The organism is Geomonas oryzae (genome assembly GCF_004117875.1).
Classification (GTDB): domain Bacteria; phylum Desulfobacterota; class Desulfuromonadia; order Geobacterales; family Geobacteraceae; genus Geomonas; species Geomonas oryzae.
The window spans coordinates 176204-189309 of the sequence record NZ_RAHW01000007.1; the positions used below are offsets into that span (position 1 = coordinate 176204).

Consider the following 13106-nt stretch of genomic DNA (forward strand, 5'->3'; position numbering starts at 1 on the left):
TGAGGCGCCGCACGACGCCACCACCCCCGGAAACAGCATTTAAGAGGTTGTCACCATGAAACGATTGGTCCGCTACATCTGCGCCTGCCTCATGACCCTGACGGTGCTTGCCGTGTCGGCGCCTGGCAAAGCCCAGGATGACGCCGCTTCGGTCCGGATCGGCGTGCCGGCCCCGGACTTCAGGCTCCCCGGCCTCTCCGGTGAAGGCAAAAGCCTCGCCCAGTACCGAGGCAAGATCGTCCTCGTTAACTTCTGGGCTTCCTGGTGCCCCTACTGCCGCGACGAGATGCCCTCCATGGACCGGCTGGTCAAGTCCTTCCCCAAGGGGGACATCGTGATCCTCGCGGTCAACGTCGAGAAAAAGGTCCCGGAAAGGTTTCGCAAGCTCCCCTTCGCCTTCGATTTCCTGAGCGACGCGAACGGGTTCGTGCAGCAGCGCTACGGGGCGAGCCGCCTGCCCGACACCTTCATCGTCGACCGGAAGGGAGTGCTGCGGCAAAGGGTGACCGGCGGCATCCCGTGGGATTCCTCCCAAGTCGTAAGCTACCTGAAGTCGCTGTAGCGGAGAGACAGTCATGACCTTTTTCGGCTCGGACATCACCTTCTGGATCGCGTTCTCGGCGGGCTTTCTCTCCTTCTTTTCCCCCTGCGTGCTGCCGCTGATCCCCTCCTATATCACCTACATCACGGGACTCTCCTTCGGGCAGTTGCAGGAAGCCCACCCGGCCCGGAAGGTGCGCCTGACCGTCCTCATCCACTCGGTCACCTTCGTGCTCGGCTTCTCCGCAGTCTTCATCGGCATGGGGGCACTAGCCGGGGTCGCCTCCTCCACCTTCCAGTCGGTCATGAAGGACGGGCTTGTCTGGCTGCAGCGCGCCGGCGGGGTGCTCATCTTCCTCTTCGGGGTCCACATGTCCGGGCTGTTCCATTTCGGACTCCTGCTCGGGGACAAAAGGATCCAGCTGCACAGCAAACCAAGCGGCCTTGCGGGCACCTTCCTGGTCGGGATCGCCTTCGCCGCTGGGTGGACACCGTGCATCGGCCCGATCCTCGGCGCCATCCTCGCCATGGCCGCCGGCACTTCCGGTTCGGCCGGCAAAAGCATGTTCCTCCTGGGGAGCTACGCCGCGGGGCTCGGCATCCCGTTCATCGTCTCGGGCCTGCTCTTCCACGGTTTTCTCGATTTCTTCAAACGCTTCAGGACGCACATCAGGAAGATGGAGTTCTTCACCGGTCTGCTGCTCATGGTCGTGGGGATCCTGCTCTTCTTCGGCCTCTTCAACACCATGAGCACCGTGCTGTATCAGTTGCTCCCGGCCGGCACCTGAATCCATCCGCAAAAAGGCATATGACCATGAGAATTCTGATCCTTACCGTTTTCCTCCTGATCCTCAGCAGCCTGGCCGCCCTGGCCGCCGGCCAGGTCCGCTACGCCCCGCTCACTCCCGAGCTTCTCTCGTCAGGCGTGAAAATCATCGACATCCGAACGGAAAAAGAATGGCGGGAAACCGGCGTCGTGAAGGGTGCCCTCGGCCTCACCTTCTTCCGGGAGGACAAAAGCTACGATGCCGACGCCTTTCTGGCCAAGCTGAAGCGATACGTCACCCCCAACGAGAGGATCGCCATTATCTGCAGGACGGGCAATCGCTCCGACAAGGTCAGCCGGTACCTCGTGCAGCACGGCTTCACCTCGGTGACGAACGTCGACGGCGGGGTGACCAGGGCGAAAGAGGCAGGCGTCAGGCTGGTGCCTTATCCGCAGGACAACGCTTCATTCACCGCAGTTCGGTAAGCAACCGACGCGACACAGATCAAAGGAGTAAGTCATGAAATTCAGCAAGCGCATCATCCCGCTTTCCCTCGTGGCACTTTGCACCTGCGCCGGCCTTTCCTGGGGCGCCGACGCCCCCACCGCCCCCCGCCCCTTCGGGCCGACCATCTCGGCCTTCGGTCCCGCCGGCACCGGCTTCCCGGTGGGGAAGCTCGGCGTCCTTCTCAATTACCAGTACTGCGAGACCGACGGCATCCGCAAGGGAAGCAACGAAGTGAACGAAAACGTGGAGCTGACCAAGAACGTCGGGGTGGTGAAGTTGCGCTACGGCATCACCGAAGGTCTCGACGTCCGCACGGCGACCCCCCTTTACGACGTCTACAAGAAGAACAACGTGACCGGCGCAGGGGAACACCTGGGGTGGATAGGCGACACCGCCATCGCCCTGCACAAGGTGCTGATGAACCAATCCAAAGGGGCGCTCTTCGACCTGGCGGTCGACGTGGGCCTCGTGGTGCCGACGACGGACGTCAACAGCAAAAGCGTCGACTTCGTCGGCAACGCTGCCTGGGGCACCGGCGGCGCCGTGGGCCTCACCTACTCCACCGGTTCGCACCGTCTCGACCAGGAGATCCACGTCTACACCTTCACCGAAGGCTCCCACTCCTACCGCAAGCCCACCTACGTCAGGAGCACCAGCGCCTGGGGGTATGCCGTGAACGACTATTTCGACATGGGGGCGGAATCGCAGTTCGACTGGAACGCCAGCAGCGAGAAGGACGGCAAGAGTCAGAACGATTCCAAGAACGAGTGGTATGCCGGGCCCAAGGTGGCGTTCAAGTACAAACCCTGCGGCTTCGCGGCGGGACTTGCCGCCATGTTCCCCTTCGCCCGCTGGTATGAAGCCAATACTCCCTCAGAGGGGTACCGCATCGAGTTGAAACTGAGCAAGACCTTCGACCTTTTGTAGGGCATCAGGGCGGAAGGGCGTACCTGGCGAGTGTCGGGAATCACAATGGAGACGGGAAAGCCATGGAACAGCAGTTGCAGCTACGCGATGAACTCGGGTACGGATACGACAGCAGAGACGCCAATATCCTCGAAGTCATGGACTACGTCATCTTTAATGCCGAGCATGGTTGTGCGGAAAGGGCGGAAAAGGGGCTCCAGCTTCTCCTGAGCAACACCATGGAGCACGCCCGCGCGGAGAACACGGCCATGCTGTCTACCTACTATCCCGAGAGGACGAGACATGAACTCGATCATGTGGTGATCTGCAAAACAATCGCCGCTCTTTGCTGGCGCTGGTCCCGCTCCCAGCACAATTTGAACGATCTTTATGAATTGCGCGAAGTCGTCCTCCACCACATCGGAACCCACGATAAGAATTTCGAGCGGTATCTGATGGGGAGGATGTCCGCTCCGGCCTCGCACTGTGCTACGGTCCGTCGACAACTCTCCTCTTCACTGCGCCCGGAGGAATTTCGCTTAAGGGGAGGCAATTGCTGTGGGCCCACCGAAGCGGCACTGACATATTGAGGAGACGTCGGAGCACAAGCCGAAACACGCTTCCCCCTTCGTCGGAATTTCTTGCGCAAGAGAGGAATTCCGTGGGCGCATAAAAAAAGTGCCGGTTGCAGCAATCGCAACCGGCACTTCCCTTTTCATCTCAGGCTCGTAGCCTCTTTCGTCTAAACGTCAATGCTTGTCGGCGCCGTGCTCGGCGTGGTCGCCGTGCTGCTTGCCCTGCTCCTTATGTTCCTTATGCTCGCCGTGGGGACCTTTGCCGGTGGCGTCCATATGCAGCCTTTCCACGTAATGCGTGAACTCGACATACGCCTCGACGAACTCGCGCCCCTTGGCGACGCTTTCGTCCTTGTGCTTGTAGGCCTCGGCCGCACGCTCGTAGCGCTTCTTGATGCCCGCCGTAACGTCATCGGTGACGAGCTTCACGAGGGCATCAGCTGAACCGCCGACAAGAGCCTTGTCCGCCGCCGCGACCGCAGGCTCCACCTCACCGGCAGGCTTCAATCCGGTGAAAGGGGCGCCCTCCCCCGCACGATGGATCTTCACGAGAGTAGCGAAGAACTTGTGGTGGGCCGCTTCACTGTGACCGCCTTTCGCCGCCAGTGCCTTGTTGAACGCCGCTTTGACCGCCTTTTCATCTTTCGCTTTCACCCATTTGAGAACTGGGGTGATGTCTTTCGCCTCCAGCGCCTTATGCGCGTCCTGAATGACGGGGCCGTCAAGCGTGTCACAGTGGGCCGCCGCATCGCGGGGCGAGCCGAAAGAAAGCGCCAAGACTGCGACGAGTCCTGTCAAAGTTATCTTCAGTGTATGCATGATTTTCATGTCGAATATCTCCTGTTGTCTTGCATGTCAGTTAAGCCTTGGGATCAGGGAATCAACTGCAACAACCGGATTATCGGGGTGGCTTATATATCCTTCGGGCGTAACCGTCAAGCGGCCTGCAGTAGAAAGGGGAGGCAAGCATGCCGGTCACGGCGGGAGCCATGAGGCAAATGGAAGATGGCAGGAGGTATGGGGAATCAAGTTCGCAGCAATGGATATCGGACTGGTCATTGCCGGTCGAGCCGTGATCGGTGCCGCTGTCCGCATCATGGCACAAGCCGGCGTGCGCCGTTTCAGCCGCCGGCATTTCCAGGGTATATGCACGAACAGTGGCAGCCCCAGTCAGAACGAGCATCAGGAGGATAATGACAACGTTCCGTATGGTCATGCGAATGATGCTCATGATTACAGGAATAGCACTGTGACAGTCACGATTCCTTGATCTGCATCAATAAACAGACTCATTTTTGGTGCATGACGCTTATCAGGGGCAGGAATCCCATGCTGGGAGCTGGTACACGCTGAACGCAAAAAGGGGTTAGCCTATTCGGCTAACCCCTTGTAGCATTTTGGTTGCGGGGACAGGATTTGAACCTGTGACCTTCGGGTTATGAGCCCGACGAGCTACCAGACTGCTCCACCCCGCGTCATTGAGTCCCAACTTGTAACACAGCCTTCACGGCAGAGTCAACCCTTTTGTCGAAAAAAGTTTCGAGATGCGGGAAAATATGTCAGTCGGGCAAAAGCAATGGGGGAGATGCCACGGCACCTCCCCCACCTGTACTGGTTCTTACGCCTCCCGGCTTAGGGGAAATTGATGTCCAGCTGGGTGGTGAAGGTGTTCTTGCCGGCCATGGACTGGTCGTTGTAGATGTCGTAGCCGAAAATCACCGAGACGTTCTTGGTGAAGGCCCAGGAGGCACCGAAGCTGAAAGCGCCCACGGTGTTGTCGCCACCCTGATAGTCGGCGGCAACCCAGAGCTTGTCCGAGATCTCGCTCATGGTGCGGTCCCAGGAGAGGAGCACGCCGTCGTTCTTGTCGCCGATCACCTTGTCGTTGCCGACGTAGTAGCCGGCGGAGAGGCGTCCCACTACCGGGAGGGTCTTCGCGGCGAGACCGTACACGATGTTGCTGTCGGTCAGGTCCTTCTTGGTGCCGAAGCCGTAGCCGCCGAAGGCGATCGCAGGGGAGCCGGAGAAGAGGGAGTCTTCAGGGGTGCCGAGCTTGGCGTTGAAGGAGATCGGGTTGCTGTCGAGCGCGTTGACCCCGTAGGTCATATAGTCCACGCCGACCTCGGCCTGAACCTTCTCGAAGGGGAGTACGCCGGCGGTGAGCCCAAGGTCGTAAACGTTGGGACGGAAATCGGAGCCGCCGGAGGAGGTCCGGGTGTAGTTGTCGATGCCAAGGTGCAGCGACTTGAAGGCCTGCACGTCGGTGGACGGGATCCAGATCTGGGTGGAGGGGGTCGCCATTGCGATCCCGGTAGTTGCGATGGTCAGCGCCGTTGCCATGATGAGACTCTTGGTGATTCTTTTCATGTCGTTACTCCTTTGTAATTGTTTTTTTGTTCTATCTTCTTTTCGACAAACTCTCTCAGACTTTCAGCCTTCCGGCTGAACCTCCCCCTTTCACTGAATTTGCATAAAAAAAGGCGCCTCTCACCCATAATGGAGAGGCGCCTTTGCCTGTCATTCTTCGGTCACGTGCACTTCGCTGTGCTTCGTACCTTGCGCTGTAATTAGCAGGAGCCGTGCCAGCTCCTGTTCATGTCGCTAAGCTGCTGTAATCACACGATACAGACATACAACCGGCTCCCGGCGAAGGCAAAAAAGAGGCAGAGAAGCCCAATGTTTAAGCAGTCTCACCTGCGCACCGGCATGCGTGAGGAGCGGGCCTCCGACCGCGTAACATTGGTTTCCTGTTAGCCTTTTTTGTTTGTAAAGGATGTGCAGAAAAGGTAGATTGTGCCGGTTGCAAAGCGCCGGCGTTTGCCGGGTCGGAGGGGCTTAAAAGTGGTCATCACCTTCATACTCGTTTTTGTATTGGGGATTCTGGCCGGGGTGGTGGGCGCCATTCTCGGTCTTGGCGGCGGCATCATCATCGTGCCCGCCCTGACCCTCGGTTTCGACATGCCGATGCGCACCGCGGTGGCCGCCTCCACGGTCTGCATCATCGCCACCTCGACGGGAGCCGCAGTCGCCTTCCTGAGAGACCGCCTCACCAACACCCGGGTCGCCATATGGCTCGAAATGGGAACCGCCACCGGTGCCCTGACCGGCGCGCTCGTTGCCGCCTGGGTGAACCAGCGCCTTTTGTTCATCCTCTTCGGAGTCCTCCTCGCCTACTCTGCCTACAACATGTTCCGCACCAGGAAGGAGGAGCATAAAGAGGAAGTGATTCCCGACGCCATCTCGCAGCGGCTGAAGCTCAAGGGGTCCTACTACGACAAGGCGCTCGGACGCCGGATCGACTACCAGGTGAGCCGCACCATCCCGGGGCTCATCATCATGTACTTCTCGGGAGCGGCCGCGGGACTACTGGGGATCGGGGCGGGGATTTTCAAGGTCCCGGCCATGGACCAGGTGATGGGGATGCCGTTCAAGGCCTCGAGCGCCACGTCCAACTTCATGATCGGGGTTACCGCGGCGTCCGGTGCGGTGGTTTACTTCGCGCGCGGCGACGTGAAGCCGCTGGTGGCCGGGCCGGTCGTTCTGGGGGTGCTGATCGGGGCGATCGTAGGCGCGCGCCTCATGGTGCACATGAAAGCGAGCAAGATCAGGCTCTTCTTCATGCCGATCCTGGCCTACACGGCGCTCGAGATGATCTACAAGGGGGTGAAGTGGTGGTAGGTAACGATCACGAGGCGGGCGCGGAGGTGCACCCGATCGAGCTGGTGCTGGCGCGGCTTTTGCGGTTGGGCTCACTGATCGCCGCAGCGCTTCTCGCGGTGGGAATCGCGCTCATGGCGATGGGCATGACCGTAGTGGCGCCGAAACTGATCACCGCCGGACTCCTCGTGCTGCTGGGGACCCCGGTGATGCGCGTGGTGGCGGCAAGCATCATCTTCACCAAGGAGCGGGACTGGCACTTCGCCTTTTTCTCCATCGTGGTGCTCTGCGCCATGGCCGCCGGCATATATTTCGGCAAGGGGGACTAGCCTTCCCTCTTTTCCTTCGAGGCGGCAAGCTTCTGCTTCGCCCGCTCGGCGATCTGCTTGCGGCGCGGCCCGCTCACGAGCTTCTCTTCCAAAAACGCGATGGCCGCGATGCCGACCATCACCAGTACCCCGACCGCCAACAGCTTCAACAGGAACATCCTCACCTCACTGGGTTGATTTGCCGCCCCACTCTGCCCCAAAGCGCTCCCCCTTGTCAACCATCACGCCGCTTGGCGAACCCATCGCGCGCCATCCGCTCCATCTTTAGAGCCTCCATATTGGACTGGCATAATCCTGCGTTTCATGTAAAATGGGCCGCCCCTTTTTCCAATGATCTGCAATTGCCCCGGCCCGACCGGCGGCTGAACCAGTTTCGGGGCCTCCCCGACACATCAAAAGGAGGAGTTCATATGAAAAGCAGCAAGTTGGCACGCAGGATCGCAATCGCGGCAACGGCTCTGGCGGCAATGGCCGGCATCGCCTTCGCCTCCGGCGAGGGTAGCGGCGTCACCGCCGACCAGGCCCTGCAGAAACTGATGGACGGCAATGCCCGCTACGTGGAAAGCAAGATGACCGCCGGGACGCTTTGCGACGCGTCGGCGCGCGGCAAACTGGCGAAGAGCCAGCACCCCTACGCCATCATCCTCTCCTGCTCCGATTCCCGCGTCCCGCCCGAACTGATCTTCGACCAGGCACTGGGCGAAGTCTTCGTGGTGCGCGTCGCCGGCAACGTGGCCGATCCGCTCGTGCTGGGGAGCGTCGAGTACGCCGCCGAGCACCTCGGCAGCCCGCTCATCATGGTGCTTGGGCACGAGCGCTGCGGCGCCGTCACCGCGACCGTGGCAGGCGGCAAGCCGGAAGGAAACATCGGCGCCATCGTGAAGGAGATCGCCCCCGCCGCCAAGAAGGCGAAGGAGCAGTGCAAGGGTAAGGCGAAGGAAGAGATCATCGAGTGCGCCTCCGAGATCAACGCGAAGGCGGTCGCCGCCCAGCTTCCCAAGCGGTCGAAGCTCCTCGCCAAGGAAGTGAAGGAAGGGAAGATCAAGATCGTCGCAGCCAAGTACGACCTCGACGACGGCAAGGTCACCCTGCTCAAGTAGAAACGTCTTACCGTATCAAAAAAGCCGCCCTCCTTACGGGGGCGGCGTTTATGTTTCCAGACCACTGATGACTTAAGCTACATGGCGTCTCCCCTCTCCCCTCGGGAGAGGGTTAGGGCGATGGCGTCGGGGACAGGAGATGCAGCCTTGGCACGAGGGCCGCATCGACCTCGGCCATGCGCTCGGCCCCAAGCGAGACAAGCGCCGCGCGCATCACGCCGGCGTCCTCCACGAGCCGCGCGACATCCACCCCCCGGCATGGCGTGGCGACCCGGCGCAGCATGTCGCAGGCGCGCTCCAAAAGCCCCTCGGCCCCCTTGAAGTTGCCGTTACGCCAATGGTGCAGCGCGACGGCTATCTGCAGCACCCCCTGGTAGAAGTCCCTCATTTCCCCCTTGGAACCCACCCAGAGTTCTTCTAGCGTCTCGTGGCACTCGAACCAGGCGCCGGAGTTGAACTCCTCGATCGCCTGAAAAAGTTCCTGCGGGGTATCTTCCCGGCGCGGATCCATGGGGCACCTCACGCCTTGGCAACCATTCCTAATCGACCAGCACCGGGCGCAGGCCCGGCAGAAGGCGCTTTCGCGGATCGTTGCAGGCGACGCTTGAGATACGGTCGATGTAGAGCCCTTCCCCGCCGGGAACGCAGGCGTTGGCCGGCTGGTCCGCCTGTGTCTGCGTCTTGCCGCATCCCGGCGCTCCCGTCGTGCAGATCCTGCTGATGCGCACCAGCGCATACCGCGTCACGGTGTGCTGCTGATAGCTGCCGCCGGGCTCGAAGGAGGAGCAGTCGGTAGCGGGAACGATGAGCCACCACCCGACAAGCTTGCCGTTTTTGTCGTACTCCTTGTTGGAGCGGTCCACCTGCGGATCGTACATCATCGCCTTGATGTCACGCAGGATCGCATCGCTGCCGCTTGCCGCGGTGAAGATCGGTAGACCGCACACCTCCTGGACCGGCATCTCCTGGCAAACGAGATCGGACATGGCGTTCGTGATGGTGACCGGATGCAAAAGGGAGGTGTAGAGATAACGGTTCGCGAGGGCGCCTTTTTCCTGCGCGCCCCACGGCGCGTGGCTCATGCGCCGCTCCGGGATGCTGCAGATCTCCGGGAAGGTACAGGAGGCGGGGGTCGCCTCGGCGCAGACGGCGATGTTGGCGCGGGTCCCGGGGACCAGGGCCGCGGTGGCGACCGGGGTGGTGCCGAAGCTGTCGGTACCGCTGATCTTCGCGATGAAGGTCCCCAGGGAGCCAAGGCCTACCGAGCTGCTCTCGGCGGTGCGCCTCGTTCTCACCTGCACGGCGTTCACAGGGGTCGCGCCGGGGGTGTAGCTGCGGCTGCTCATGTTCCAGAAGCCGACCGTGATGTCGTTGTCGCCGGTGAGCGCGTTGCCGTTGTTGTTGAGGAGTCCCACCAGGGCGGCGGCGTCATGTTTGCCGGTGACGAGATCGACCGCCGCGCCGCGCGCCTGCGCCTGCACCAGGTCGCCCGCGACCCCGGCAAGCAGCTTGGGGTCGGTCTGGGCCTGCTGAAGGTAGCGCTGCTTGATGTTCTGGGCGCCGGTAAGCGCCGCCATCTCGGCGGAATGCTGCAGATCCTCTTCGCTTACGTACATGTAGCCGATGTCGATGGCAAGACCTGTCACCACGAGGAAGACGACCAGCATGATGGTGACGTAGCTGGTATCCAAGGCTGAATCTTCTCCGGACACGGGGATCTCCAGATGGGGCGGTGTTTTGTTACAGCCGGGTGCGACATAATAGCATCATCACGCGAAGAAGGGCCATGCAGAAATTGCATGGCCCTTCTTTTTTACAACATCAGTTGAAAACCATCCTATGCGGAAACCTTGACGGCGACCTTCTCGCCCGCCACCTCGGCGGCCTCGACCTCGACCGCTTTCTTCTCACGCAGGAAGAAGGTGATCACGGTGCCAAAGGCCAGGCAGGAGCCGGCGAGGATGAAGGATTTGTTCAGGCCGCCCGGCTGGGCGTTCATCATCTCGGAGACGCGACCCATGACGAGGCCACCCACGCCCCAGGCGCTGAAGAGGACGCCGTAGTTGAGGCCGTAGTTCTTGAAGCCCCAGTAGTCCTTGGCGAAGGAGGGGAACAGGGTCAGGTTGGAGCCGTAGTTGAAGCCGATCAGGGAGGCGAGGAGAACGAGCATCGCGGCGGAGCCGGAGCCGACCACGGGGACCGCGGCGAACATCAGGATGGCCTGGAAGCCGAGCATGATGGTCAGGGTGGCGCGACGGCCGATCTTGTCGGAGAGGACACCGGCCACCACGCGGCCCGAGGCGTTGCCGATCGCCATGATGGCTACCGCCACGAAGGCCATGGAGCCCATGCTGTGCTTGGCGAGACCGGCCACGGAGCCGATCACCATGAGGCCGGCGCCGGCGCCGATGAAGAAGCAGGCCCACAGCATGTAGAACTTGGGCGACTTGAGCATTTCGCTGACGGTCGCGTCGTAACCGGACTTCTTGGCCGGAGCCGCATTCTCCTCACCCTTCACTACCGGCTCGGCCGGGACGTAACCTTTGGGCGGGTTCACGAGGGCGAAGGAGAGGCCGCAGACGATGACGGCGAAGCCGGCGGCGAGGATGTACATGGACTGCTGGATGCCGTAGGCGCCCAGGAGGTAGCTGGAGAGCGGGGCGATGTAGACCGGTGCCAGACCGAAGCCGGCGACCACGATGCCTGCGATGAGGCCGGTTTTCTTGGAGGAGAACCACTTGAGAGCCGGCGGGGTGGCGGCGGAGTAGCCGAACCCGAAGCCGGAGCCGGCAAGGACGCCGAAGCCGGTGACCCAGGCGGCGTAGCTGTTCGAGTAACCCATGAGGGTGAAGCCCGCCCCGACGAGGATGCCGCCGATCAGCGCGGTCTTGGCCGGACCGATCTTGTCCTGGCACTTGCCCGCGAGGATCATGGAGAAGGCGAACGCGAGACAGCAGAGTGCGTAGGGATCGTTGATGGAGCTCAAGCTCCACTGGAAGGCATCGGGGCCGCCCTTTTCGATGGACGACTTGATGGCCCCCTTGAAGATACTCCAGGCATACAACACCCCGAGCGCCAGGTTGATTCCGGTTCCGGCGAAGACGACCTGCCAGCCCTTGTTAGATGATGCTTGTGCCATGCCTTTATACCTCCATAGTTGGATTTACGACTCTTGCCACAGACCTTAGCAACCTGCATACCAACGTTTTAAAGTTTTGTATATTTTTTGCTTGTGCTGTATTTACGGTACTTTACGACGAAGCGCATCGTCCCGGAGCGGTTTTTCATCGCGTCCCCTTTTCGCACAACGGCAAAAGCGGTTCGCGTCCGTTACCGGCATCGTTTTACCGGTATGATGCGTGATATCAGCAGCTTGGTGCGGAGAGAGCGACCCGGCGGGGCGCTTCGCAAAAATGCGAAAGGCATGCACCATGTTTTGCAAAATTGAAAATTTTGGCCGATTTGTATAACAGAGAGAGGTGTGCAGTGGGGACGGCGACTGAAGAAAAAGCAAAGGCCGGCTCCCATGGGGGCCGGCCCGCTGCCGTGCGGCGTCTGAAAAGGTCAGCAGAACAGTACGTTACCCCTGCGTTCGGGGCCGCGATAGACCCTGCCCCCCATCCCCCGCACGCTGTCGACGCCGACCTGGACGCACTCGCCGTCACTACGCAGGAAGGAGACGATCGCCGCCTGATCTATCAGCTTCTGGAGTTCCTCCGCCTTTACCAACCCGCGTCTTTCATCTGCAAACACAACCGGAATCTTCATACCTATCCCTCCTTGAGATACTGGTCAGTCGCGCAAGCATCGTTAAGATATCTTAGCAATACCTAAGGCAATGGCAAGAACCCCACAGGCAAAAAAAAACGCCGTGAGTAAGAGCCTTGCCCCCTTTGAGCGTGGGACGCCTCCCGTGACCTTTGCCGTGATTTCCTCACTTCTTCCACATTGTCTACACATTCGGGAGGTAGAGTCTTTTCATCTTCGGCAACAACAAAGAGACTCAACACAGAGTGAAATACAAAAGGAGTGTCGACATGAAAAGACAAATGAAGCGTCTGGTACTTTTTGCCTGCATTACCGCCACCACCGTCCTCGGAAGCCAGAGCGCCTTTGCCGGCTATGGCGCCGATGGAGGTGGACGCATGGGCGGATGCGAACAGCAAAAGCACAAGGGGCACGGCGGGATGTTTAGAAAGATGGCCCGCGAGCTCGGTCTGACCGACGCGCAGAAGCAGCAGGTGCGCACGCTCTTCGAGGCGGAGCGGCAGAAAAACAAACCGACTTTCGAGGCCCTCGGAACCGAGCGCCGCGCGCTTAGGGACCTCGTGCATTCAGGCAGTGCCGACGAGGGGGCGATCAGAGCCCAGTCCGCCAAGGTCGCCGCGCTGCAGGCCGATCTAGCCGTCGCCCGTGCAGCGGTCGCGAAGCAAGTCCTGGCCCTTTTGACGCCTGAGCAGGCAGCGAAGTTCAAGGAACTCAAGAAGGGGCGCGGCTTAGGCGGCATGTGCCTCGAGCAGGAGCGCTAGCCCCGGACCAGGGTGCCCGCTCGTGCAACTTCACCCCCGGCGGGAGGGGAGCAAGGGAAGCTCCCCTCCCGCCTACTCCCGCCTACTCCCGCCTACTCCCGCCTACTCCCGCCTACTCCCGCCTACTCCCGCCTACTCCCGCCTACTCCCGCCTACTCCCATCACTCCCATCACTCCCATCACTCCCATCACTCCC

At 60.9% G+C, this 13106-nt stretch carries 16 protein-coding genes and 1 tRNA gene; 9 read left to right on the forward strand and 8 right to left on the reverse strand.

Annotated elements, in window-relative coordinates; genetic code table 11:
• Nucleotides 1-55: 55 nt before the first annotated feature.
• The 5 genes from D6Z24_RS17665 (at nucleotide 56) to D6Z24_RS17685 (ending at nucleotide 3310) form a co-directional block, all read left to right on the forward strand.
• On the forward strand, nucleotides 56-562 hold the full coding sequence (locus D6Z24_RS17665) for a TlpA family protein disulfide reductase (RefSeq protein WP_129127933.1): 507 nt from the start codon (nucleotides 56-58) through the stop codon (nucleotides 560-562).
• A gap of 13 nt (nucleotides 563-575) precedes the next feature.
• Nucleotides 576-1328 carry a cytochrome c biogenesis CcdA family protein gene (locus D6Z24_RS17670; protein WP_129127934.1) on the forward strand — a complete coding sequence of 251 codons (753 nt, stop codon included), beginning with the start codon at nucleotides 576-578 and terminating at the stop codon, nucleotides 1326-1328.
• Nucleotides 1329-1354: 26 nt separating this feature from the next.
• Entirely contained in the window at nucleotides 1355-1792 is a 438-nt protein-coding gene (locus tag D6Z24_RS17675) for a rhodanese-like domain-containing protein (protein WP_162605174.1), read from the forward strand.
• A 34-nt stretch (nucleotides 1793-1826) separates the two neighbouring features.
• Nucleotides 1827-2741, forward strand: coding sequence for a transporter (locus D6Z24_RS17680; protein ID WP_129127936.1), 915 nt, complete (start codon nucleotides 1827-1829; stop codon nucleotides 2739-2741).
• Nucleotides 2742-2803: 62 nt separating this feature from the next.
• Entirely contained in the window at nucleotides 2804-3310 is a 507-nt protein-coding gene (locus D6Z24_RS17685; RefSeq protein ID WP_129127937.1) for a hypothetical protein, read from the forward strand.
• A gap of 159 nt (nucleotides 3311-3469) precedes the next feature.
• On the opposite strand, the gene D6Z24_RS17690 is transcribed toward D6Z24_RS17685, so the two are convergent.
• The 3 genes from D6Z24_RS17690 to D6Z24_RS17700 all read right to left on the reverse strand — a co-directional run bounded on the left by D6Z24_RS17690 (nucleotide 3470) and on the right by D6Z24_RS17700 (nucleotide 5662).
• Entirely contained in the window at nucleotides 3470-4123 is a 654-nt protein-coding gene (locus D6Z24_RS17690) for a DUF6448 family protein (RefSeq protein ID WP_129127938.1), read from the reverse strand.
• Between the two features lie 570 nt (nucleotides 4124-4693).
• Nucleotides 4694-4770 (reverse strand) — tRNA-Met (locus tag D6Z24_RS17695).
• 157 nt (nucleotides 4771-4927) lie between these two features.
• The gene (locus tag D6Z24_RS17700; protein WP_129127939.1) at nucleotides 4928-5662 is read right to left on the reverse strand and encodes a hypothetical protein; all 735 of its coding nucleotides are present in this window, start codon (nucleotides 5660-5662) and stop codon (nucleotides 4928-4930) included.
• A 474-nt stretch (nucleotides 5663-6136) separates the two neighbouring features.
• Between D6Z24_RS17700 and D6Z24_RS17705 the strand changes: the two genes are divergently transcribed.
• The gene (locus D6Z24_RS17705) at nucleotides 6137-6973 is read left to right on the forward strand and encodes a sulfite exporter TauE/SafE family protein (RefSeq protein ID WP_129127940.1); all 837 of its coding nucleotides are present in this window, start codon (nucleotides 6137-6139) and stop codon (nucleotides 6971-6973) included.
• A complete protein-coding gene (locus tag D6Z24_RS17710) occupies nucleotides 6967-7281 on the forward strand; it encodes a DUF1634 domain-containing protein (RefSeq protein ID WP_246014716.1) in 315 nt (104 codons plus the stop codon). The genes D6Z24_RS17705 and D6Z24_RS17710 overlap by 7 nt, the downstream gene beginning before the upstream one ends.
• Here the strand turns inward: D6Z24_RS17710 and D6Z24_RS21680 are convergent.
• The gene (locus D6Z24_RS21680; RefSeq protein ID WP_198419579.1) at nucleotides 7278-7439 is read right to left on the reverse strand and encodes a hypothetical protein; all 162 of its coding nucleotides are present in this window, start codon (nucleotides 7437-7439) and stop codon (nucleotides 7278-7280) included. The two genes, D6Z24_RS17710 and D6Z24_RS21680, sit on opposite strands and share 4 nt — an antisense overlap.
• 252 nt (nucleotides 7440-7691) lie before the next feature.
• Between D6Z24_RS21680 and D6Z24_RS17715 the strand changes: the two genes are divergently transcribed.
• Nucleotides 7692-8381: a carbonic anhydrase gene (locus tag D6Z24_RS17715; protein WP_129127942.1), complete on the forward strand. Its 690-nt coding sequence runs from the start codon at nucleotides 7692-7694 to the stop codon at nucleotides 8379-8381.
• 112 nt (nucleotides 8382-8493) lie between these two features.
• On the opposite strand, the gene D6Z24_RS17720 is transcribed toward D6Z24_RS17715, so the two are convergent.
• The 4 genes from D6Z24_RS17720 to D6Z24_RS17735 all read right to left on the reverse strand — a co-directional run bounded on the left by D6Z24_RS17720 (nucleotide 8494) and on the right by D6Z24_RS17735 (nucleotide 12149).
• Nucleotides 8494-8892, reverse strand: a complete 399-nt coding sequence (locus D6Z24_RS17720) for a DUF309 domain-containing protein (protein WP_129127943.1) — start codon at nucleotides 8890-8892, stop codon at nucleotides 8494-8496.
• 28 nt (nucleotides 8893-8920) lie between these two features.
• Nucleotides 8921-10072, reverse strand: a complete 1152-nt coding sequence (locus D6Z24_RS17725) for a Tad domain-containing protein (protein WP_129127944.1) — start codon at nucleotides 10070-10072, stop codon at nucleotides 8921-8923.
• 146 nt (nucleotides 10073-10218) lie between these two features.
• Complete coding sequence (locus D6Z24_RS17730; RefSeq protein ID WP_129127945.1) at nucleotides 10219-11520, reverse strand: L-lactate MFS transporter; 1302 nt, start codon at nucleotides 11518-11520, stop codon at nucleotides 10219-10221.
• A gap of 425 nt (nucleotides 11521-11945) precedes the next feature.
• Nucleotides 11946-12149 carry a GSU3473 family protein gene (locus tag D6Z24_RS17735; RefSeq protein WP_129127946.1) on the reverse strand — a complete coding sequence of 68 codons (204 nt, stop codon included), beginning with the start codon at nucleotides 12147-12149 and terminating at the stop codon, nucleotides 11946-11948.
• 269 nt (nucleotides 12150-12418) lie between these two features.
• On the opposite strand from D6Z24_RS17735, the gene D6Z24_RS17740 reads away from it, so the two are divergent.
• The gene (locus tag D6Z24_RS17740; RefSeq protein WP_129127947.1) at nucleotides 12419-12910 is read left to right on the forward strand and encodes a Spy/CpxP family protein refolding chaperone; all 492 of its coding nucleotides are present in this window, start codon (nucleotides 12419-12421) and stop codon (nucleotides 12908-12910) included.
• The last annotated feature ends 196 nt before the right edge of the window (nucleotides 12911-13106 follow it).